We start from the raw sequence: 20,702 nt of genomic DNA on the forward strand, positions 1-20,702 counted from the left end.
CGTCGCCGCTACCCGGATGCCACCTCCGCCACCTGCGCCACTCCGGTCGCCTGCGCCACTCCCGCCACCCTGGCCACCCACGCCACTCCCGTCACCTCGATCACCCTGGACGCCACCTCACCACCACCGCCAGGCGGCCGCGACAGCACCGCGACGACTCACCACGGAGTGGCATCGAGACGCTGTCGGAGCCTCGGCATAGGCTGTCTCCAGTCCCCGGCGCCCACCCCCTGACCGCCGGTGGAGTGTCTGCGTGAGGAGGCGTCTGAACGTCGTGTCGAGTGCTGCTGGTTCCTCCGGATCGTCGAGCTTCGTGCACCTGCACGTGCACACCGAATACTCCATGCTCGACGGCGCCGCCCGTCTCGACGACCTCTTCTCGGAGGCCGCGAAACAGGGCATGCCGGCAGTGGCGACCACCGACCACGGCAACGTGTTCGGCGCCTACGAGTTCTACAAGAAGGCGCAGAAGTACGGCGTCAAGCCGATCATCGGCACCGAGGCCTACCTCACGCCGCGCACCAGCCGGTTCGACAAGACGCGGGTGCGGTGGGGCGACGGCGGCGGCGACGACGTCTCGGGTAGCGGCGCCTACACGCACATGACGATGTTCGCCGAGAACACCGGCGGCATGCACAACCTGTTCCGGCTGTCATCGCTGGCCAGCATCGAGGGCTTCTACTTCAAGCCGCGCATGGACCGCGAGCTGCTGCAGCGCTACTCCGCAGGCATCATCGCGACCACCGGCTGCCCCAGCGGCGAGGTGCAGACGTTCCTGCGGCTGGGCAAGTACGACGAGGCCATCAAGGCGGCGTCGGAGTTCCGCGACATCTTCGGCAAGGACAACTTCTTCCTCGAGCTGATGGACCACGGGCTCGACATCGAGACCCGCATCCGCGAAGACCTCCTGCGGCTGGGCAAGGACCTCGGGCTGCCGCTGCTGGCCACCAACGACCTCCACTACACCCACAAGGCCGACCACGAGGCGCACGCCGTCCTGCTGTGCGTGCAGTCCGGTTCCACTCTCGCCGACCCCAAGCGGTTCAAGTTCGACGCCGAGGACTTCTACCTCAAGACCGCGGCCGAGATGCGCGAGAAATGGGCCGACTACCCCGAGGCCTGCGACAACACCCTCCTCATCGCCGAGCGCTGCGACGTCAAGTTCGTCGAGGAGGCCGGCAAGTACATGCCGCGCTATCCGGTGCCCGACGGCGAGGACGAGGTCTCCTGGTTCGTCAAGGAGGTCGAGCGCGGGCTGCACCAGCGCTTCCCCGGCGGCATCAGCGACGAGGTGCGGCAGCGGGCCAACTACGAGACCGAGGTCGTCACCACCAAGGGCTATGCCGGCTACTACCTCGTCGTCGCCGACTTCATCAACTGGGCCAAGGACAACGGCATCCGGGTCGGCCCGGGCCGCGGGTCGGGCGCGGGGTCCATCGCGGCGTACGCCATGGGCATCACCGACCTCGACCCCCTCCCGCACGGGCTCATCTTCGAGCGGTTCCTCAACCCCGAGCGCAAGTCGATGCCCGACTTCGACATCGACTTCGACGAGCGCCGGCGGGGCGAGGTCATCCGCTACGTCACCGAGAAGTACGGCACCGACCACGTCGCGCAGATCGTCACCTACGGCACCATCAAGGCCAAGCAGGCCATCAAGGACGCCAGCCGGGTGCTGGGCAACCCGTTCGCGGTCGGCGAGCGCATCACCAAGGCCATGCCGCCGGCCGTCATGGGCAAGGACATCCCGCTCAGCGGCATCTTCGACCCCGAGCACAAGCGGTACGCCGAGGCGGGCGAGTTCCGGTCGCTGTACGAATCCGACGTCGAGGTCCGCCGGGTCGTCGACACCGCCAAGGGCCTCGAGAACCTCAAGCGCCAGTGGGGCGTGCACGCGGCCGGCGTCATCATGTCGTCGGCGCCGCTGCTCGACACCATCCCGGTGATGAAGCGCGAGCAGGACGGCGCCATCATCACCCAGTTCGACTACCCGACCTGTGAAGAGCTCGGGCTGGTCAAGATGGACTTCCTGGGCCTGCGCAACCTCACCATCCTCGACGACGCGCTGAAGAACATCGTCCGCAACGGCAAGGACGCCATCGTCCTCGAGGAGCTGCCGCTCGACGACCGCGGCACGTACGAGCTGCTCGGCCGCGGCGACTCCCTCGGCGTCTTCCAGCTCGACGGCGGGCCCATGCGCTCGCTGCTGCGGCAGATGAAGCCCGACAACTTCGAGGACATCTCCGCCCTCATCGCGCTGTACCGCCCCGGCCCCATGGGCGCGAACAGCCACATCAACTACGCGCTGCGCAAGAACGGCCAGCAGCCCATCACGCCGATCCACCCCGAGCTGGCCGAGGCGCTCGAACCCATCCTCGGCACCACGTACGGCCTGATCATCTACCAAGAGCAGGTCATGGCCATCGCCCAGCACCTCGGCGGGTACTCGCTCGGAAAGGCCGACCTGCTCCGGCGGGCCATGGGCAAGAAGAAGCGCGAGGTCCTCGACGCCGAGTACGTGCCGTTCTCCGACGGCATGAAGGCCAACGGGTTCGGCGACGCCGCCATCAAGACGCTCTGGGACATCCTGGTCCCGTTCTCCGACTACGCGTTCAACAAGGCGCACAGCGCGGCCTACGGCGTCATCGCGTACTGGACCGCCTATCTGAAGGCGCACTACCCGGCCGAGTACATGGCCGCGGTGCTCACGTCGGTCCGCGACGACAAGGACAAGACGGCACTGTACCTGTCCGAGTGCCGCCGCATGGGCATCAAGGTGCTGCCGCCCGACGTCAACGAGTCGGCCGGCGACTTCACCCCGGTCGGCACCGACATCCGCTTCGGCCTGACCGCCATCCGCAACGTCGGCGCCAACGTCGTCGACGGCATCGTCGCGGCGCGGCAGGAGAAGGGCCGGTTCGAGACGTTCCCGGACTTCATGGACAAGGTCCCGGTGCACGTCTGCAACAAGCGCGTGGTCGAGTCGCTGGTCCGGGCCGGCGCGTTCGACTCCCTCGGCTACGCGCGGCGCGCGCTGGCCGCCGTCGTCGACGACGCCGTCGACACCGTCATCTCGCTCAAGCGCAACGAGGCGGTCGGCCAGTTCGACCTCTTCGGCGGCGCGGGCGACGACGCCGCCGGCGGCTTCGAGGTCCAGGTCCCCGAGCTGACCGAGTGGGACAAGAAACAGAAGCTGGCGTTCGAGCGCGAGATGCTCGGCCTGTACGTCTCCGACCACCCGCTGCTCGGGCTCGAGCACGTCATCGCCAACGCGTCCGACCGGCCCATCTCCGCGCTCGCCGACGAGAACGAGGTCCCCAACGGCACCACCATCAGTGTCGGCGGGCTCATCACGTCGCTGCAGCGCAAGGTCAGCAAGCGCGGCGACACCTGGGCCATCGTCACGGTCGAAGACCTCGAGGGCTCCATCGAGGCGATGTTCTTCCCGGCCACCTACCAGCTGTACGCGCTGCAGCTGGCCGAGGACGAGATCGTCGTGGTCAAGGGCCGGCTCGACCGCCGCGAAGACTCCCCACAGCTCATCGCGGCCGAGCTGAGCATGCCCGACCTCTCCGACGGGCCGTCCGGGCCGGTCGTCGTCACCATGGCGATGACCCGGTGCACGCCGCCGGTGGTCGAGCGGCTCAAGGACGTCCTGACGACGCATCCCGGCGCCACCCCGGTGCACCTGAAGCTCACCGGGCCCAGCCGCACCACCGTCATGAAGCTCGACGACCGCCTGCGGGTCACCCCGTCCACGGCGCTCATGGGCGACCTCAAGCAGCTCCTGGGCCCCACGTGTCTGGCGTCGTGACAACGCGCGCCGAGCGGCTGGGGCACGACGCGCCGAGCAGCACCCGCGTCGTCGTCCAGATCGTCGTCGTGTCCGTCGTCGCGGGCGTGCTCCTGGGCGTGCTGTGGTGGCTGCTGGCGCCCGACGTGCACGGCGTCGTCGTCGACGGCGGGCTGGGCTACGACTCCCGCGAGGGCCAGCACCTGTTCACCCGCGACGCCGTGTTCGCGCTGCTCAGCGGCGGTTTCGGGCTGCTGTTGTCGGTCGTCTTCGTGGTCTGGCACCGGCGCAACCCGGTCGCGGTCCTGGTCTCGCTGGCCGCCATGGGCGTCGTCGGGTCCCTCATCGCCCGGTTCGTGGGCGAGTTCCTGGGCCCCGACGGCAGCGTGTCCGGGCTCGCCGACGGCGCCGACGTGCTGCTCCCGCTCGAGCTGAAGTCGACGGCGGCGCTGCTCGTGTGGTCGATGGTGGCCGTCGTCGTCGCAGCGGTCGTCGCGTTGTTCCGCGAAGACCGCACCCCCTGGTCGCCCCCCGGCGTGTGACGAGCTAGCTGGTCCGGCCGATGGTGGCGGTCTTCGCGCCGGTCAGCCGGACGAGGTCGGCCGGCGTGATCTCGACGTCGAGACCCCGGCGACCGGCCGAGACGAACACCGTCGGGAAGCCGTAGGCCGACTCGTCGACGATGGTGGGCAGCCGGCGGCGCTGCCCGAACGGACTGATCCCCCCGACCACGTAGCCGGTGGCCCGCTCAGCCTGCGACGTGGCGGCCATGACCGCCTTCTTGCCGGAGGCGGCGCGTGCCAGCGACTTGAGGTCCAGTGACCCCGACACCGGTACCACGGCGACGACGAGCTCGTCGTCGACCTCGGCCAGCAGGGTCTTGAAGACGCGCGTCGGCACGACGCCGAGGGCGCGGGCAGCCTCCAGGCCGAACGACGGCGCGGAGGTGTCGTGGTGGTACGGGTGCACGGTGAACGGCACTCCGGCTCGCTCCAGCACCAGCGTTGCCGGTGTTCCTGTGCGCTGGCGTGTTGTTGTCCCCATTAGGGCAATCTAGACCCAACCAGCGCTATTCGTCATCGCACGCGCCGCGTTTCGATCATCCGTGAACACAGTGTTACCGGCGGGATATCGCTGTCGACCCGGTACGGACCTCTGACCCGATCCGGCCGTCGAATAGGGTGGTCCGACCACACTCTCAACGACGCCTCGCGGAGGACGCCCGCCATGCCGTTGTTCGACAAGCCCCTGTCCGAGCTGCGCGATTATCGCCCTGAGCGGGACGAGCAGCCCGATTTCGATGAATTCTGGTCGCGGACACTCGACGAAGCCGCGCGGTTCCCGCTGGACGCACAGTTCACGCCGTACGACGCGGCGCTGAGCCTGGTCGACGTGTTCGACGTGCGGTTCTCCGGCTGGGGCGGGCACCGTATCGCCGGCTGGCTGATCGTGCCGGCCGGCGCGACCGAGCCGCTGCCCACGGTGGTGCACTACATCGGCTACGGCGGCGGGCGCGGGTTCCCGCACGACTGGCTGTCCTCGCCGGTGGCCGGGTTCGCGACCTTCGTCATGGACACCCGCGGGCAGGGCTCCAACGGCACCCCCGGCGACACCCCGGACCCGGTCGGCGGGAAGAACGCGCAGACCCCGGGGTTCATGACCCGCGGCGTGATGGACCCGGACGACTACTACTACCGCCGCGTCTTCACCGACGCCGTCCGCGCCGTCGACGCCGCGCTCACCCACCCGCTGGTCGACGCCTCGCGGGTGGTCATCGCCGGCGGCAGCCAGGGCGGCGGTATCGCCACCGCGGTCGCCGGGCTGCGCACCGGTCTGGCCGGCGCCATGTTCGACGTCCCGTTCCTGACGGGGTACCGCCGCGCCACGGAGATCGTCGAGACGATGCCGTACTACGAGATCGCCCGCTACCTGTCCATCCACCGCGATCACGAGGAGCAGGTGTTCCGCACCCTGTCGTACTTCGACGGCATGAACTTCGCCGCCCGTGCGACCACCCCCGCGCTCTACAGCGTCGCGCTCATGGACACCACCTGCCCGCCGTCGACGGTGTTCGCGTCCTACAACCACTACGCCGGGCCGAAGGAGATCAGGGTCTGGCCGTACAACAAGCACGAAGGCGGCCAGACCTTCCAGACCCGCGAACAACTGCGCTGGCTGCGCAACATCGCCAAGCGCGCCTGACACCCGTGGCGGGGCGGCCACGCGGCCGCCCCGCCACGGCCGCCCGATATGATGGGCTCACCTACACAACGTCGTTGTGCATAGCGCAACAGAGGTGAGCCGGTGGAGCGGAACAACTCGTCGTCGCTGCGACGGGGGATCGCGTTGCTCGACGCGGTGGCCACGGCCACGCCGTCGGGCGGGGCGACGCTGACCGAGCTGGCTGCCGCGGTGGGCGTGCACAAGAGCTCGGCGCTGCGGCTGCTCGCGCCCCTCGCCGAGGCCGGTCTCATCCGCCTCGAGGCCGGACGGCACCTGCTCGGCCCGCGCACCGCGCAGCTCGGCCGCGGCTACCTCGACTCCGTCGACCTCCGCGCGCTGGCCCAGCCGGCGCTGCGCCGCCTGGTCGAGGAGACGGGGGAGTCGGTGCACCTCGTGCTGCCCGACCTGCCCGACATGGTCTACATCGACAAGATCGACGGGCCGGGGCGGGTGCGGATGAACTCCTCCGTCGGGTCGCGGCAGCCGGCCCACTCGACCGGCGTCGGCCGCGCCTACCTCGCCTTCGCCGACCCGGCGGACGTCGACGCGGTGGTCCAGCACGGGCTCGCCGCGCGGACGGAGCGGACGGTGACGGAACCGGCCGCGTTCCGGGCCGGGCTGAGCGCCGTCCGCGAGCGCGGCTACGCCGTCGACGACATCGAGAACGAGCCGGACATCCGCTGCGTCGCCGCACCAGTGTTCGACCACGACGGCGCCGTCGTCGCCGCCGTCTCCGTCGCCGGGCTGGCCACCCGCGTCACACCCGACCGGTTCGAGCGGCTTGGCGAGCAGGTCGTCGCCGCCGGCCGAACCGTCTCGGACCAACTCGGCGCACCCCGCCGCAGAGAGGAACCACGATGACCGACCGCATCCCCCCGAGCCCGCAACTGCGCGAGACCGGGGTCATGGCGATCCTGCGGGCCCGCTCCGCCGACCGGTTCGGCGACATCAGCCGAACCCTGGTCGACGCCGGCGTCACCTGCCTGGAGATCACGCTGACGTCGCCGGGCGCGCTGGACGCGATCCGCGAGATCCGCAAGGCGCTGCCCGACACCGTCGACGTCGGCGCGGGCACCGTCGTCGACGCGGAGCAGGCGCGAGCCGTCGTCGAGGCGGGGGCCGGATTCGTCGTGTCGCCGTCGGCCGAGCCCGACGTCGTCGCGGTCGCGCGAGCGGCCGGCATCCCGGCGTACCCGGGCGCGTTCACGCCGACGGAGGTCCTGGCGGCGTGGCGGGCCGGCGCCACCGTGGTCAAGCTGTTCCCCGGCTCGGCGGTCGGGCCGTCGTACATCACGGCGCTGCGCGGGCCGTTCCCGGACGTCGCGATCATGCCGACCGGCGGCGTCAGCCTCGACAACATCGGCGACTGGATCCGGGCCGGCGCGTCGGGCGTCGGGCTCGGCGGGCCGCTCCTGGGCGACGCCGCGGACGGCGGCGACCTCGGCGCGCTGGCGGACCGGGCGGCCCGGGCTCTGGCCGCCGTGCGTGACGCACGGGCGGGCGCATGAGCGGGGACAGCGGCGGGGGTGGGCCCGCGGGCGGCCGCGCCGGCCTCGTCACGCTCGGCGAGGCGATGGCGCTGGTCGCGGCCGCCGAGACCGGCGGCTGGGCGCACCACCGCGCGGCGCTGGTGTCGGTCGCGGGTGCGGAGCTCAACGTCGCGGTCGGCGTGCGGCGGCTGGGCCGTCCGGCGACGTGGATCAGCCGGGTCGGCGCTGACGGCTTCGGCGAGCTGATGTTGCGCGAGCTGCGCGCCGAGGGCATCACCGCCGTCGCCACCATCGACGACACGCGTCCCACCGGCCTCATGGTGAAGGAGCGGCCGAACAGCCTGCACACCCGGGTCCGCTACTACCGGGCCGGCAGCGCGGCGTCGGCGCTGACGGCGTTCGACCTGCCGCTGGAGCCGATCCAGCAGGCCGCCGTCCTGCACGTCACCGGCATCACCCCGGCGCTCGGCCCCGGCCCGGCTTCGGCGGTGCAACTGGCCGTCGACACCGCGAAGGCGGCCGGCACCATCGTCTCGCTGGATCTGAACTACCGGTCGGCGCTGTGGGGCCGCGACGACGCCGCCGCCGCGCTGACGCCGCTGGCCCGCCAGGCCGACGTGCTGTTCGCGGGGCCGGAGGAGGCGTCGCTGATCGTGCCCGAGGGCGACCCGGCGGACATGGCGCACGCGCTGGCCGGGCTCGGCCCGCGGCAGGTGATCATCAAGATGGGCGCCGACGGCGCCGTCTCGCTGGTCGACGGCGAGCTGCGGCGAACGCCCGCCGTCCCGGTGCAGGTGGTCGACACCGTCGGCGCCGGCGACGCGTTCGTCGCCGGCTACCTCACCGAGCTGATGGACGGCGCCTCCGTCGACCGGCGGCTGGCGACGGCGGTCGCGGCGGGCGCGTTCGCCTGCACGTCCCTCGGCGACTGGGAGGGCCTCCCGACCCGCGCCGACCTGCCCGCGCTGCAGGCCACCGAGGCCGTGCACCGCTGACCGGAGCGCGGCTGCGCGCTCGTTGTTGCTGCGTTGTCGGTGCGCGCTCGTGGAGTGGGTGGCCCACCCGGCCGGGCGGGTGGCTGGTGTCGGCGGCTGGGCTGTCGGGCGTCAGCCCAGCAGCGGGTTGTGGATCCGGACCGACGAGGCGAAGCGGCCGAAGTCGCGGTCTGCCGACCACAGCTCCCGCACGCCGTGAGTCGCGCACAGGGCCGCGATCCGGGCGTCCTGCACCATGGGACCGACGACCTTGCCCGCCGTCAGAAGATCCTTGAGCTGGGGCCAGTGGCCGGGGGTCTCGCCCAGCAGCGACAGGGTCGGCGCCGCGAGCCAGGCGTCCAGTTGCGTGATCGCCTGCTCGCGGGTGCTCGGTGGATCGTAGAGCTTCGGGTGCGTCGCGATGGCGAAGAACTCATGGACGCATGGCCACGGGATGGCCCATGCAACCCGACCTTCGGCGAGTTGCCTGATTCTCGCAGCGGCAGCAGCGTGGAACTCACTGTCACGCCGATGCGCGTAGACGAGAACGTTGGTGTCGACCGCGATCACGGCTGTGGGTCGATCGCGTCGCGGAGCTGTTCCCAGCCGGCGCCGCGAAACTCCGGCTGTAGGCCACGGCCGTCCACACTGGCGTCACCCAGGGTGAACCGGGGTTCGGCGCTGCGCTGCCTGACGACGCCGCGCAGGCCGGTCTCGATGAGGTCCTTCAGCGTCGTGCCCTCGCGCCGGGCGAGAGCCTGAGAGCAATACAGCCATACGGTCCGGCCGTGTCGCGTCCTCGCGCAGGCCGATCCGGTCGTGCAGCCGGCGCAGCGGGCCGGGCGCCCACCAGTTCGCCCGTCCCGCCAGGCGCATGAACGCGGGCAGCAGGACGCCGCGGATCAGCGTGGCGTCGACGAGCACGGCCAGCGCCATGCCGATGCCCAGCTGCTGCAGGAACACCACCTCGCCGGTCGCGTACACGGCGAACGAGACCGCCAGGATCACCGCGGCTGCCGTCACCAGCGGCGCGGACCGCGCGATACCGCGTGGCACCGACCCATACACGTCGCCGTTGCGGTCGTAGTCCTCTTTGATGCGGGCCAGCAGGAACACCTCGTAGTCCATCGACAGCCCGTACGCGACGCAGAACATCAGCAGCGGGATGCTCGGCTCGATGACGCCGGTGGGCGTGAAGCCGAGCAGGCCCGCCAGTCCGCCGTCCTGGAACCCCCACACCAGCACGCCGAACATCACCGACAGGCTGAGCAGGTTCAGCACCGACGCCTTCAATGGCGCGACCACCGACCCCGTCATGAGGAACAGCACCACGAACGTCACGCCGAGGATCAGCACGCCGACCAGGGGCAGCCGGTCGGTGACGCCGTCGCGGTAGTCGGCCAGCTCGGCCGGGTAGCCGCCGACCAGCACGCCGGCCGGTGCGGCCAGCGCCCGGACGTCCGCGACCAGCCCGGTCGGGTCCTCGGCCAGCCGCTGACCGGTCGGGACGACGGCGAACCAGGCGCCGGCGCCGTCGGCGTAGCGGCCCGGGTCGGCCGCGGCGGCGAGCCGGTCGCCGTCCGCGTAGGCGCCCGCTGCGGAGTCGACCCGCTCGACGCCGTCCAGCTCCGACAGGGCCGCCGCGTACGGCGCGATCTCCGCCTCGTCCAGCACGGGCGCCACCACCTGCACGGCGTCGGCGTCCTCCGTCGCGAAGCCGGACCGGACGGTGTCGTAGAGGTCGCGGACCGGCTGGCCGGCCGGCAGCACGCGGTCGTCGGGGGAGCCGAAGTCGACGCCGAGCGACGGCGCGCCGAGGCCCAGCAGCACGACGAGCGCGGCGGCGCCGCTGACCACCGGCCGGCGCATGACCGCGGCCGGGAGCCGGAACCAGAAGCCGTCCGCCCGCTCCGTGCCGGCGGGGCCTCGCCTGGCGGCGCGGTGGCCGAGCAGCGTCAGCGCCGCCGGCAGGATCACCGTCGCGCCGAACACCGCGGTCAGCACGACGGCGATGCCCGCGTAGGCGAACGACGACAGGAACGGGAACGGGAAGACGAACAGCACGGCCAGTGACGCCGCCACCGTCGCGCCGCTGAACAGCACCGTCCGTCCTGCCCCGGCGACCGCCGCCCGCACCGCGTCGGGCACGAGGCGGCCGCGAGCCAGCTCCTCGCGGAACCGGTAGGTCATGAACAGCCCGTAGTCCACGCCCAGCCCGATGCCCATGACCAGCGCGATGTTCGACGCGAACGTGGAGATCTCGGTGAACAGCGTGACGACGCGCAGGATCGCCAGCGTCCCGGCGACGGAGAACAGCCCGACGCCCAGCGTCACCAGCGCCGGCGCCAGCCGCCGGTAGACCAGCCAGAGCAGGGCCCCGACCAGCGGCAGGATGACCAGCTCCGCGCGCAGGAAGTCGGCCCGGGCCTGCTCGGCGACCACCCGGAACACCTCGTCGGCGCCGCCGGCCGCGACGTCGATCGGGCCGTTCTCACCGGCGAAACGCGAGACCAGCCCGGGCAGGACGTCGCCGCGCACGTGGTCGGCGTCGCCGGGGACCCAGGCCAACACCAGCGCGTGCCGTCCGTCATCGCTGCGCAGGGTCGCCGTGCCCTCGGACCAGTACGACCACGCGTCGCCGACGGCCGGCTCGGCCGCCAGTCGAGCGGTCAGCTCGGCGCCCGCGGCGGCGACGGCGGCGTCGTCCACGGAGCCGCCGCCGGTGGCCGTCACCAGGAACGCGACGTTCGACGTGCTGGTGCCGAACTGCTCGGCCAGGGCGGCGCGGGCGCGCACCGACTCCGAGCCGGGCGCCTCGTAGCGGTTCAGCGCGAGCGCCTCGATGACGGTCGCGGCGAGCACCCCGGCCACGAGGAACAGCAGGACGGACCCGGCGAGGATCCGGCGCGGGGCGCGGGTGACGTATCGGCCGAGCATGATCGGCGGCTCCTCGTGGTAGCGTCGATGAAAAGGCGAGTCGAAGCTCGTGTTTGGAGAATACGAGCGACCGCTCGTATTTGTCGAATCGACGCTGGAGTTGGGTGGGGTGACGAAACGGCAGGCGCGCGGCCAGGCGCGGATGGAGCAGATCCTCGCGGCCGCGGCGGAGGCGTTCGCCGAGTCCGGCTACGAGGCCGTCAGCACCAACGCCATCGCCGCGCGGGCCGGCATCTCGCCCGGCTCGCTCTACCAGTTCTTCGCCAACAAGGACGACATCGCCCACGCGCTGGCCGAGCGGTACGCCGCGCAGCTGGACGAGCTGCGGTCCACGACGTTCGACGGCGCCGACCTCGCCGCCCTGCCGCTGGACCGGCTGATCGGCGCGATCACCGGGCCGCTGGTCGAGTTCAACCTGGCCAACCGCGGGTTCAAGGCGCTGTTCGCCCGGCCCGACCTGCCGCCGTCGCTGACCACCGCGGTCGCGCCGCTGCACGCCGCACTTCTCGGCCGGGTGACGGCGTTGCTGGCGGCGCGGGCGCCCCGGCTACCGGCCGACGTCGTCGAACGGACAGCGACGGTCGCGATCCAGCTGGTCAGGGCGATGATGCCGCTGATCGTCGCCGCCGGCGGCGACGAGCGGGCCGCGCTGGAGGGCGAGCTGCGCGCCGTCCTGCACGGGTACCTCGAGCCGGTGGTCGGGTGACCCGGCGGCGCTGGTTCGGGCTGGCCGCCGCGGCCGCGGTCCTCGCACTGGCGACGCCGACACTGTGGGCGTACTGGGCGAGCGCGGGCCGGATCCTGTCCGACCCGGCCGACGCGCCGTCCGAGGACGTGACGATGGTGCTGGGCGCCGGCATCCGCGCCGACGGGACGCCGTCGCGGCTGCTGGCCGGGCGCCTGGACGTCGCCGCCGCGTTGTACCACCTGGGGCGGACGCGGACCGTGCTGGTCAGCGGCGGGACGGCGCCCGGCGGCTACGACGAGCCGGCGGCGATGCGCCGGTACCTGGTGTCGGCCGGCGTGCCGGCGGAGGCGATCGTCGAGGACCCCCTCGGCGTCGACACCTGGGCGTCGTGCGTGCGCGCCCGCGACGAGTTCGGGCTGTCGCGGCTGCTGGTGGTCAGCCAGCGGTTCCACCTGCCGCGGACGGTCGCGCTGTGCCGCTCGCTCGGCCTCGACGCGGTCGGTGTCGCGCACGACTCGAAGGACACCAACCCACCCGGGACGCGCCAGGGCTACCTGCGCGAGGTGGCGGCATCGGCGCCGGCGATGGTGCGGGCCCTGTTCGGCTGAGACGCCCACTCCCACCTGCGTCGACGCAGGCCTGTGGATAACCTCGGGGGCCATCCGGCCGGGCGGGGCAGACTGATCGCCTGCCCGTGATCGGAGGTCCCCGTGGTGCTGCACGCGTTCGTCGACGAGTCCGACCGTCGCGACTACGTCGTGTGCGCGGTCGTGGTCGGCTCCGACGGTCGCGACGAGATCCGGCAGGTTCTGCGTGGCCTGCGACGGCCGGGCGCCCATCGGCTGCACATGGCGAAGGAGTCGGCCGCTCACCGGAAGCGGATCCTGGGCGACCTCTGCGCACTCCCGATCTCCGCCACGCTCTACGTCTCCCGCTACTCCGTCGACCGCGACGGCCGAGCCGAGATCATGCGGCGCATGGTCGCCGGCCTCGGGGTCGAGGGTCTGGTCATCGAGTCGGGGGTGGGTCAGGACGAGCGCGACCGGGCTGTCCTCTACGAGGCGGTGCGCGCAGCCGGACTGGACGGCCGCTTCAGCTACCGTCATCTGGCGCCGAGGGCAGAGCCACTGCTCTGGCTGCCGGACGCGATCGCCTGGGCATGGGGCGCGGGCAAGGACTGGCGCCGGCGCGTGGAACCATTGGTCGCCGCCGTCGTGGTGGTCGAGCCCTAGACAGCGCAAAGCCCGAGCGCCACCACCGTCCGGAGGGGTCTCGGGCTCACTTCCTCGGGCTACTGCCCTTGGCTGGTTCCAGGATAGTGGGACCGCGCACCGGCCCGCAACGGCGGCGACGAGGCGCGACAGCATCTTGCGATGCGGGCAATGCGTCCGATGGGTGAACCCCGCGCCTACACTCGGGTGAGTGATACGCCGCATCGACCTGCGGGGGAGGCGCGCCGCCGGCGAGCGCCTCGACTACCGCACGCTCGTCCCACGCGCCCCGATCGACGTCGAGGCGGCGCTCGAGGCCGTCCGGCCGATCTGCGAGGACGTGCGGCATCGCGGGGCCGACGCGGTCAGGGAGCTGACGCTGCGGTTCGACGGCGTCTCGCCGCCACAGCTGCGGGTGCCGCAGACGGCGATCGACGACGCGCTCGAGGGCCTCGACGCGCGCGTCAGAGCCGCCCTCGAAGAGTCCATCCGCCGCGCCCGCCTGGTCCACGGCGACCAGCGCCGGCGCGACGTCACGACGACGGTGGTGCCCGGCGGCACCGTCACCGAGCGGTGGATCCCGGTCCAGCGCGTCGGCCTGTACGTGCCCGGCGGCCTGGCCGTCTACCCCAGCAGCGTCGTCATGAACGTCGTCCCGGCGCAGGTGGCGCAGGTCGGCAGCCTCGCCGTCGCCAGCCCGCCGCAGAAGGAGAACGGCGGCCTCCCGCACCCCACCATCCTCGCCGCCTGCGCGCTCCTCGGGGTCACGGAGGTGTACGCGGCCGGCGGCGCCCAGGCGCTGGCAATGCTCGCCTACGGCATCCTGGGCGAGGTCGAGCCGGTCGACCTCGTGACGGGGCCCGGCAACGTCTACGTCGCGGCGGCGAAGCGGCTGCTGCGCGGCGTCGTCGGCATCGACGCCGAGGCGGGGCCGACGGAGATCGCGGTGCTGGCCGACGACACCGCCGACCCCGGCCACGTCGCAGCCGACCTCGTCAGCCAGGCCGAGCACGACCCGCTGGCCGCATCGGTGCTGGTCACCGACAGTGAAGCGCTCGCCGACGCCGTCACCGCCGAGCTCGAGCGGCGCACCGCGAGCACCAAGCACGACGAACGGGTCCGGACGGCGCTGCGGGGCGAGCAGTCCGGCATCGTCCTCGTCGACGACCTCGACCAGGGGCTGGCCGTCGTCGACGCCTACGCGGCCGAGCACCTGGAGATCCAGACCCGCGACGCCGCCACGGTCGCGAGCCGGGTTCGCAACGCGGGCGCCGTCTTCGTCGGCCCGTGGTCCCCGGTCAGCCTCGGCGACTACGCGGCCGGGTCCAACCACGTCCTGCCCACCGGCGGCAGCGCCCGGCACTCGTCCGGCCTGTCGGTGCAGACGTTCCTGCGCGGCGTCCACGTCGTCGAGTACGACCGGGACGCGCTCAAGGGCATCGCCGACGACGTGCGCGCGCTCGCCGACGCCGAGGACCTGCCGGCGCACGGCGAGGCCGTCACCGCGAGGTTCGCCGATGACTGAGCTCCCCATCCGCGACGAACTGCGCGGTGTCGAGCCGTACGGTGCGCCGCAGCTGGACGTCCCGGTCTGCCTGAACGTCAACGAGAACCCGTTCCCGCCGTCGGAACAGCTGATCGCCGACGCCGCGCGGGCCGTCGCGCACGCCGTCCGCGGCCTCAACCGCTACCCGGACCGCGAGGCGACGACCTTGCGCGAGCGGCTGGCCGGCTACCTCGAGCGCGAGTCCGGCGTGACGCTCGACGTCAGCGAGGTGTGGGCGGCCAACGGCTCGAACGAGGTCATGCTGCAGATCCTGCAGGCGTTCGGCGGCCCGGGACGCACGGCGCTCAGCTTCGCGCCGACGTACTCGATGTACCCCGAGTACGCCCGCGACACCTCGACGGCCTGGGTCACCGCTCGCCGCGACGACGACTTCGGCATCGACGAGGACACCGCGCTGAAGGCCGTCGCCGAGCACCAGCCGACCGTCGTCTTCGTCGCGTCGCCGAACAACCCCACCGGCACCGCCGTCCCGCTCGGCCTGGTCAGCGCCCTGCACGACGCCACCGACGGCGTCGTGGTGGTCGACGAGGCGTACGCGGAGTTCCGCCGCGACGGCGTCCCCAGCGCGCTCAGCCTGCTGGCCACGCACCCGCGGCTGATCGTCACCCGGACCATGAGCAAGGCGTTCGCGTTCGCCGGCGCCCGGCTCGGCTACGCCGCGGCGAGCCGGCAGATCGTCGACGTCCTGCGCGTCGTCCGGCTGCCGTACCACCTGTCCGCCGTCACGCAGGCGGTCGCCGTCGTCGCGCTCGAGCACGCGGCCGAGCTGCAGGAACGGGTCGCGCAGCTGCGCGACGAGCGCGACGCGCTGGCGAGCTGGCTGCGGGAGCAGGGGCTGCGGGCCGCCGAGTCCGACGCCAACTTCGTGCTGTTCGGCCGGTTCGAGGACCGCCACGCCGTCTGGCAGGCTCTGCTGGACCACGGGGTGCTGATCCGCGAGACCGGCCCGGACGGCTGGCTGCGGGTGTCGGTGGGTACCCCGGAGGAGACGACGGCGTTCAAGGTCGCACTTGCCGATGTGCTGAAGGAGCAACGATGAGCCGCACCGCCAAGGTCGAGCGCGCGACCAGCGAGAGCAAGGTCAGCGTCGAACTGGACCTCGACGGCGAGGGGCGCCACGACATCGCCACCACCGTGCCGTTCTACGACCACATGCTGACGGCGCTGGCCCGGCACTCGCTCATCGACCTCACCGTGCGGTCCGAGGGCGACACCCACATCGACGTCCACCACACCGTCGAGGACACCGCCATCGTCATCGGCCAGGCGCTGCGCGAGGCGCTCGGCGACAAGGTCGGCATCGTCCGCTACGGCGAGGCCACCGTGCCGCTGGACGAAGCGCTGGCGCACGCCGTCGTCGACGTGTCCGGGCGCCCGTACTTCGTGCACTCCGGCGAGCCGGCCGGGCAGGAGTTCGTGCTGATCGGCGGCCACTTCACCGGGTCGCTGACGGCACACGTGCTGGAGAGCCTGGCGCACCACGGCGGCCTGACCATGCACGTGCGCGTTCTCGGCGGCCGCGACCCGCACCACATCGCCGAGGCCCAGTTCAAGGCCGTCGCCCGGGCGCTGCGCACCGCCGTCGCCATCGACCCGCGCGAGCGCGGCGTGCCGTCCACCAAGGGCGCGTTGTGACCCTAGACCGCGACGGCCGCGTCGGCGCCCCGCGCCGGCAGCGACGTCAGGAACGTCGTCACCGCGTCCTCGTACCCGGCGGGGTCGAGGTTCCAGTTGCGGACGTGCTCGGCCTCGCCACGCACGTACGTGACGAGGTCGGGGCGGGCCTCGGCGAACCGGTCGGACGACGTCACCGGCACGGTGGTGTCGCCGGACCCGTGCACCAGCAGCACCGGGACGTCGAGGCGGTCGGCGTGCGCGACCTGGTCCATGGCCCAGACGTTGATGCCGGTGCGGGCCCGCACGACCGACGCCGCGACGGTGGCGCCGAAGGCCGGCACGCCGCGCAGCCGCGCCTGGTAGGCGAGGATGTCCAGCCACGACAGCACCGGCGAGTCGTAGACGACGCCTGCGACGCCGTCCGATCCCGCGACACGCAGGTGGTTGCCCACGATGGCGCCGCCCATCGAGTAGCCGGTCAGGACGAACTCGCGGGCGCCCTGCCCGCGGGCCCAGTCGAGGGCGGCGGCGAGGTCCTCGGACTCCGTCCAGCCCAGCCCGTACTCGCGGTGCGGCCCCTCGGGCGCGTCGTCGTCGTTGCGGTAGCCGACGGACAGCTGCGGCAGGCCCAGCCGGTGCACGGCGGGGACCAGCCGGTACGCCTGGGCGCGGGTGGCGCCGCGGCCGTGCACGTGGATCATCCAGCGCTCGCCGTCGCCCGGCAGGTACGTGGCCGGGTAGCTGCCGAGCGGGCCGTCGTACTCGACGGCCCGGGCGGCGACGCCGGCGACGCGCGAGAGGTCGCGCAGGTCGTCGGGCGCGGCGTAGTAGGCCACGCGGACGTTCGCGCCGACGGCGGGCAGCTGCGGGTACGGCTGGATGCTGCGCAGGACGTACTCGCCGGTGAGGTCGATGTCAGGGCCGACGCGGGCGAACCCGCCGGGCCACTGCAGCCCGACGACGCCGGGCTCGTCGGCGCCCGGGCCCGACAGCGTGACGGTGCTGCCGACGACCGCCACCACCTCGATGGGGTAGTCGGGCGGCTCGGGACGCACCTGCAGCAGCTCGTCGGCGTAGTACCAGCCGCCGGCGCCGGTGGTGGCCAGACCCGCCACCGCGACCGCCGCGGAGCCCACGGCGACCCGCAGCGGCCAGCGCCGGCCGAGCGTGGCGGCACGATCGTCGAGGGTCACGCTGGAAGTGTGACACGGCGAGGTGGACGATGAGTGACGTGCAACCCAACCGCAACGTGGTCGTGTTCGACTACGGATCCGGCAACGTCCGGTCGGCCACGCGCGCGCTGGCGAAGGTCGGCGCGAACGTCACGCTGACCTCGGACCGCCAGGCCGCAGCCGAGGCCGACGGCCTCGTCGTCCCCGGCGTCGGCGCGTTCGCCGCCTGCATGGCCGGCCTGCGCGCCGCCCGCGGGCACGAGGTGGTCGGACGGCGCCTGGCCGGTGGCCGGCCGGTGCTGGGCATCTGCGTCGGCATGCAGATCCTGTTCGACCGCGGCGTCGAGCACGGCGTCGAGACCGAGGGCATGGGGGAGTGGCCGGGCACCGTCGAGCGGCTGCGGGCGCGCCCGCTGCCGCACATGGGCTGGAACACCGTCGACGCGCCGGACGGCTCGGTGCTGTTCGACGGGGTGGAGAAGGAGCGGTTCTACTTCGTGCACTCGTACGGTGTCCGCCAGTGGGTCATGCCACCGCCGGAGCGGCTGAAACCGCCCCTGGTGACCACGTCGGACCACAACGGCGACACCTTCGTCGCCGCCGTCGAGAACGGGCCGCTGACCGCGACGCAGTTCCACCCGGAGAAGTCCGGTGACGCGGGGCTGCACCTGCTGGAGAACTGGATGAGGAGCTTGTGACGGTGACCAACTGGGACGCACGGGCCTACGACCGCGACTTCGCGTTCGTCGCCGCCTACGGTGCGGAACTGCTCGACTGGCTGCAGCCGCAGCCCGGCGAGGCGATCCTCGACCTCGGCTGCGGCACCGGTGAGCTGACGGCGCGGCTGATCGACGCCGGCGCGCGGGTCGTCGGCATCGACGCCGACCCCGCGATGATCGACGCCGCCCGCGAGCGGCTGGGCGACGCGGCGGAGCTGCGGGTCGCCGACGCGCACGACTTCACCGTCGACGAGCCGGTCGACGCCGTCGTCTCCAACGCGGCGCTGCACTGGATGCCGGCGCAGGTCGAGGTGCTGGGCTGCGTGTCCGACGCGCTGCGCGAGGGTGGTCGGTTCGTCGCCGAGATGGGCGCCACCGGCAATGTCGCGTCGATCACGGCCGCCGTCGACCGCGCCTGCCGCGAGGCCGGGCTGCCCGACCGCAGCTGGCCGTGGTTCTTCAACTCGCCGGCCGAGTACGCGGCGATGCTGGAGGACGCCGGGCTGGAGATCCGCCAGCTCGACTTCTACGACCGGCCGACCAAGCTGACCGGCCCCGACGGCCTCATGAAGTGGCTGGAGATGTTCGCGTCGACGCAGGTCGAAGGGCTGCCCGCCGAGGTGCTGGCGCGCGCGGCGGAGATCGCCCGGCCGGCGCTGTGGCACGACGACGCCTGGTGGGCCGACTATCGCCGGCTGCGGTTCCGGGCGGTGAAGCTCTGATGACGGTGCTCGAGCTGCTGCCGGCCGTCGACGTCGCCGACGGCCAGGCCGTGCGCCTGGTGCAGGGCGAGGCCGGGTCCGAGACGTCCTACGGCGACCCGCTGGAGGCCGCGCTCGCGTGGCAGAGCGCGGGCGCGCCGTGGGTGCACCTGGTCGACCTCGACGCCGCGTTCGGCCGCGGGTCCAACCGCGAGCTGCTGGCGTCGGTCGTCGGGCGCCTCGACGTCGACGTCGAGCTGTCCGGCGGCATCCGCGACGACGCCTCGCTGGAGGCCGCGCTGGCGACCGGCTGCCGCCGGGTGAACCTCGGCACCGCCGCGCTGGAGGACCCGGAGTGGACGGCGTCGGCCATCGCCCGCCACGGCGACCGCGTCGCCGTCGGGCTGGACGTCCGCGGCACCACGCTGGCCGCCCGCGGCTGGACCCGCGAGGGCGGCGACCTGTGGGAGGTGCTGGAGCGGCTCGACCGCGACGGCTGCGCCCGCTACGTCGTCACCGACGTCACCAAGGACGGCACGCTGCGCGGACCCAACCTGGATCTGCTGCGTGAGGTCTGCGCGCGCACGACGAAGCCCGTGGTCGCGTCGGGCGGGGTGTCGTCGCTGGACGACGTCGCGGCGCTGCGCTCGCTGGTCGAGCTGGGCGTCGAGGGCGCGATCATCGGCAAGGCGCTGTACGCCGGTCAGTTCACGCTGGAGGAGGCGCTGAAGGTGGCGACCTCTTGAGCGTCGCCGTCCGCGTCATCCCCTGCCTCGACGTCGACGCCGGCCGCGTGGTCAAGGGCGTCAGGTTCGCCGACCTGCGCGACGCCGGCGACCCGGTCGAACTGGCCGCCGCGTACGGCGCCGAGGGCGCCGACGAACTGGTGTTCCTCGACATCACCGCGTCGTCCGACGACCGCTCCACCACGTACGACGTCGTGTCGCGCACGGCCGAGCAGGTGTTCATCCCGCTGACCGTCGGCGGCGGCGTGCGCGCCGTCGAGGACGTCGACCGCCTGCTCCGGGCCGGCGCCGACAAGGTGGGCGTCAACACCGCCGCCGTCGCCCGGCCCGAGCTGGTCGCCGAGATCGCGCACCGGTTCGGCAGCCAGGTGCTGGTGCTGTCGGTCGACGCGCGGCGCGGCGGCGGCACCGAGTCAGGCTTCGAGGTCACCACGCACGGCGGGCGCACCGGCACCGGCATCGACGCCGTCGGGTGGGCGGCGAAGGCGGCCGAGCTGGGCGCCGGCGAGATCCTGCTGAACTCCGTCGACGCCGACGGCACGAAGGACGGCTACGACCTCGAGCTGCTGCGCGCCGTGCGCGCCGTCGTCGACGTGCCGGTGATCGCCAGCGGCGGCGCGGGGGCGCTGGCCGACTTCGCGCCCGCCGTCGGCGCCGGCGCCGACGCCGTACTGGCGGCCAGCGTCTTCCACTTCGGTGAGCTGCGCGTCAGCGAGGTCAAGTCGGCCCTCGCGGAATCCGGTCATACCGTCCGCTAGGACGCGCGAAACACATACCGGCCGGGTCGCCTCAAACAGCGATGAATGCCGCTAAGCTGGCGCGGTCCGCCCTGCGGCGGACTCGACACGACATCATTCTCTGGTG

General features: G+C 72.7%; 20 protein-coding genes. 16 read left to right on the forward strand and 4 right to left on the reverse strand.

Annotated elements, in window-relative coordinates:
• Nucleotides 1-343: 343 nt before the first annotated feature.
• A complete protein-coding gene (gene dnaE / locus BLU82_RS09040) occupies nt 344-3,814 on the forward strand; it encodes a DNA polymerase III subunit alpha (RefSeq protein WP_092625627.1) in 3,471 nt (1,156 codons plus the stop codon).
• Nucleotides 3,811-4,335, forward strand: coding sequence for a hypothetical protein (locus tag BLU82_RS09045; RefSeq protein WP_092618735.1), 525 nt, complete (start codon nt 3,811-3,813; stop codon nt 4,333-4,335). The genes dnaE and BLU82_RS09045 overlap by 4 nt, the downstream gene beginning before the upstream one ends.
• A 4-nt stretch (nt 4,336-4,339) precedes the next feature.
• Here the strand turns inward: BLU82_RS09045 and ybaK are convergent, their stop codons facing one another.
• Nucleotides 4,340-4,837, reverse strand: a complete 498-nt coding sequence (ybaK, locus tag BLU82_RS09050) for a Cys-tRNA(Pro) deacylase (RefSeq protein ID WP_092618738.1) — start codon at nt 4,835-4,837, stop codon at nt 4,340-4,342.
• Nucleotides 4,838-5,020: 183 nt separating this feature from the next.
• Between ybaK and BLU82_RS09055 the strand changes: the two genes are divergently transcribed.
• From BLU82_RS09055 to BLU82_RS09070, 4 genes are all read left to right on the forward strand, one after another.
• On the forward strand, nt 5,021-5,995 hold the full coding sequence (locus tag BLU82_RS09055; RefSeq protein WP_092618741.1) for an acetylxylan esterase: 975 nt from the start codon (nt 5,021-5,023) through the stop codon (nt 5,993-5,995).
• Between the two features lie 102 nt (nt 5,996-6,097).
• A complete protein-coding gene (locus BLU82_RS09060) occupies nt 6,098-6,877 on the forward strand; it encodes an IclR family transcriptional regulator (protein WP_092618744.1) in 780 nt (259 codons plus the stop codon).
• Nucleotides 6,874-7,524, forward strand: a complete 651-nt coding sequence (locus BLU82_RS09065; RefSeq protein ID WP_092618747.1) for a bifunctional 4-hydroxy-2-oxoglutarate aldolase/2-dehydro-3-deoxy-phosphogluconate aldolase — start codon at nt 6,874-6,876, stop codon at nt 7,522-7,524. The genes BLU82_RS09060 and BLU82_RS09065 overlap by 4 nt, the downstream gene beginning before the upstream one ends.
• The gene (locus BLU82_RS09070; RefSeq protein ID WP_092618750.1) at nt 7,521-8,501 is read left to right on the forward strand and encodes a sugar kinase; all 981 of its coding nucleotides are present in this window, start codon (nt 7,521-7,523) and stop codon (nt 8,499-8,501) included. Before BLU82_RS09065 ends, BLU82_RS09070 begins: the two co-directional genes overlap by 4 nt.
• A 111-nt stretch (nt 8,502-8,612) precedes the next feature.
• Here the strand turns inward: BLU82_RS09070 and BLU82_RS09075 are convergent, their stop codons facing one another.
• Together BLU82_RS09075 and BLU82_RS09085 are read right to left on the reverse strand one after the other, a co-directional pair.
• Nucleotides 8,613-9,050: a TA system VapC family ribonuclease toxin gene (locus tag BLU82_RS09075; RefSeq protein ID WP_092618753.1), complete on the reverse strand. Its 438-nt coding sequence runs from the start codon at nt 9,048-9,050 to the stop codon at nt 8,613-8,615.
• Nucleotides 9,051-9,134: 84 nt separating this feature from the next.
• On the reverse strand, nt 9,135-11,417 hold the full coding sequence (locus BLU82_RS09085; RefSeq protein WP_092618759.1) for an MMPL family transporter: 2,283 nt from the start codon (nt 11,415-11,417) through the stop codon (nt 9,135-9,137).
• Between the two features lie 109 nt (nt 11,418-11,526).
• Between BLU82_RS09085 and BLU82_RS09090 the strand changes: the two genes are divergently transcribed.
• From BLU82_RS09090 to hisB, 6 genes are all read left to right on the forward strand, one after another.
• Nucleotides 11,527-12,123 carry a TetR/AcrR family transcriptional regulator gene (locus BLU82_RS09090; RefSeq protein ID WP_197682829.1) on the forward strand — a complete coding sequence of 199 codons (597 nt, stop codon included), beginning with the start codon at nt 11,527-11,529 and terminating at the stop codon, nt 12,121-12,123.
• Nucleotides 12,120-12,713 (forward strand): vancomycin high temperature exclusion protein, encoded by a 594-nt coding sequence (locus tag BLU82_RS09095; protein ID WP_197682830.1) that lies wholly within the window; start codon nt 12,120-12,122, stop codon nt 12,711-12,713. The genes BLU82_RS09090 and BLU82_RS09095 overlap by 4 nt, the downstream gene beginning before the upstream one ends.
• 102 nt (nt 12,714-12,815) lie before the next feature.
• Nucleotides 12,816-13,337, forward strand: a complete 522-nt coding sequence (locus BLU82_RS09100; RefSeq protein WP_092618764.1) for a hypothetical protein — start codon at nt 12,816-12,818, stop codon at nt 13,335-13,337.
• A gap of 190 nt (nt 13,338-13,527) precedes the next feature.
• Nucleotides 13,528-14,841 (forward strand): histidinol dehydrogenase, encoded by a 1,314-nt coding sequence (hisD, locus tag BLU82_RS09105; protein ID WP_092618767.1) that lies wholly within the window; start codon nt 13,528-13,530, stop codon nt 14,839-14,841.
• The gene (locus tag BLU82_RS09110; protein WP_092618770.1) at nt 14,834-15,922 is read left to right on the forward strand and encodes a histidinol-phosphate transaminase; all 1,089 of its coding nucleotides are present in this window, start codon (nt 14,834-14,836) and stop codon (nt 15,920-15,922) included. Before hisD ends, BLU82_RS09110 begins: the two co-directional genes overlap by 8 nt.
• A complete protein-coding gene (gene hisB / locus BLU82_RS09115; protein WP_092618773.1) occupies nt 15,919-16,518 on the forward strand; it encodes an imidazoleglycerol-phosphate dehydratase HisB in 600 nt (199 codons plus the stop codon). Before BLU82_RS09110 ends, hisB begins: the two co-directional genes overlap by 4 nt.
• Before the next feature lie 2 nt (nt 16,519-16,520).
• Here hisB and BLU82_RS09120 read toward each other — a convergent pair whose 3' ends face one another.
• Nucleotides 16,521-17,693: an alpha/beta hydrolase gene (locus BLU82_RS09120; protein ID WP_092618776.1), complete on the reverse strand. Its 1,173-nt coding sequence runs from the start codon at nt 17,691-17,693 to the stop codon at nt 16,521-16,523.
• Between the two features lie 29 nt (nt 17,694-17,722).
• Here BLU82_RS09120 and hisH point away from each other — a divergent pair, with 29 nt between their 5' ends.
• Genes hisH through hisF form a run of 4 tightly spaced genes read left to right on the forward strand, consistent with a single transcriptional unit; the run spans nt 17,723 to nt 20,596 of the window.
• Nucleotides 17,723-18,370, forward strand: coding sequence for an imidazole glycerol phosphate synthase subunit HisH (hisH, locus tag BLU82_RS09125; RefSeq protein ID WP_092618779.1), 648 nt, complete (start codon nt 17,723-17,725; stop codon nt 18,368-18,370).
• 2 nt (nt 18,371-18,372) lie between these two features.
• A complete protein-coding gene (locus BLU82_RS09130; RefSeq protein WP_092625631.1) occupies nt 18,373-19,113 on the forward strand; it encodes a class I SAM-dependent methyltransferase in 741 nt (246 codons plus the stop codon).
• Nucleotides 19,113-19,838: a bifunctional 1-(5-phosphoribosyl)-5-((5-phosphoribosylamino)methylideneamino)imidazole-4-carboxamide isomerase/phosphoribosylanthranilate isomerase PriA gene (gene priA / locus BLU82_RS09135; RefSeq protein ID WP_092618783.1), complete on the forward strand. Its 726-nt coding sequence runs from the start codon at nt 19,113-19,115 to the stop codon at nt 19,836-19,838. Before BLU82_RS09130 ends, priA begins: the two co-directional genes overlap by 1 nt.
• The gene (gene hisF / locus BLU82_RS09140; RefSeq protein ID WP_092618786.1) at nt 19,835-20,596 is read left to right on the forward strand and encodes an imidazole glycerol phosphate synthase subunit HisF; all 762 of its coding nucleotides are present in this window, start codon (nt 19,835-19,837) and stop codon (nt 20,594-20,596) included. The genes priA and hisF overlap by 4 nt, the downstream gene beginning before the upstream one ends.
• Nucleotides 20,597-20,702 lie beyond the last annotated feature (106 nt).

Origin of the sequence: Jiangella sp. DSM 45060 (assembly GCF_900105175.1) — a bacterium.
Classification (GTDB): domain Bacteria; phylum Actinomycetota; class Actinomycetes; order Jiangellales; family Jiangellaceae; genus Jiangella.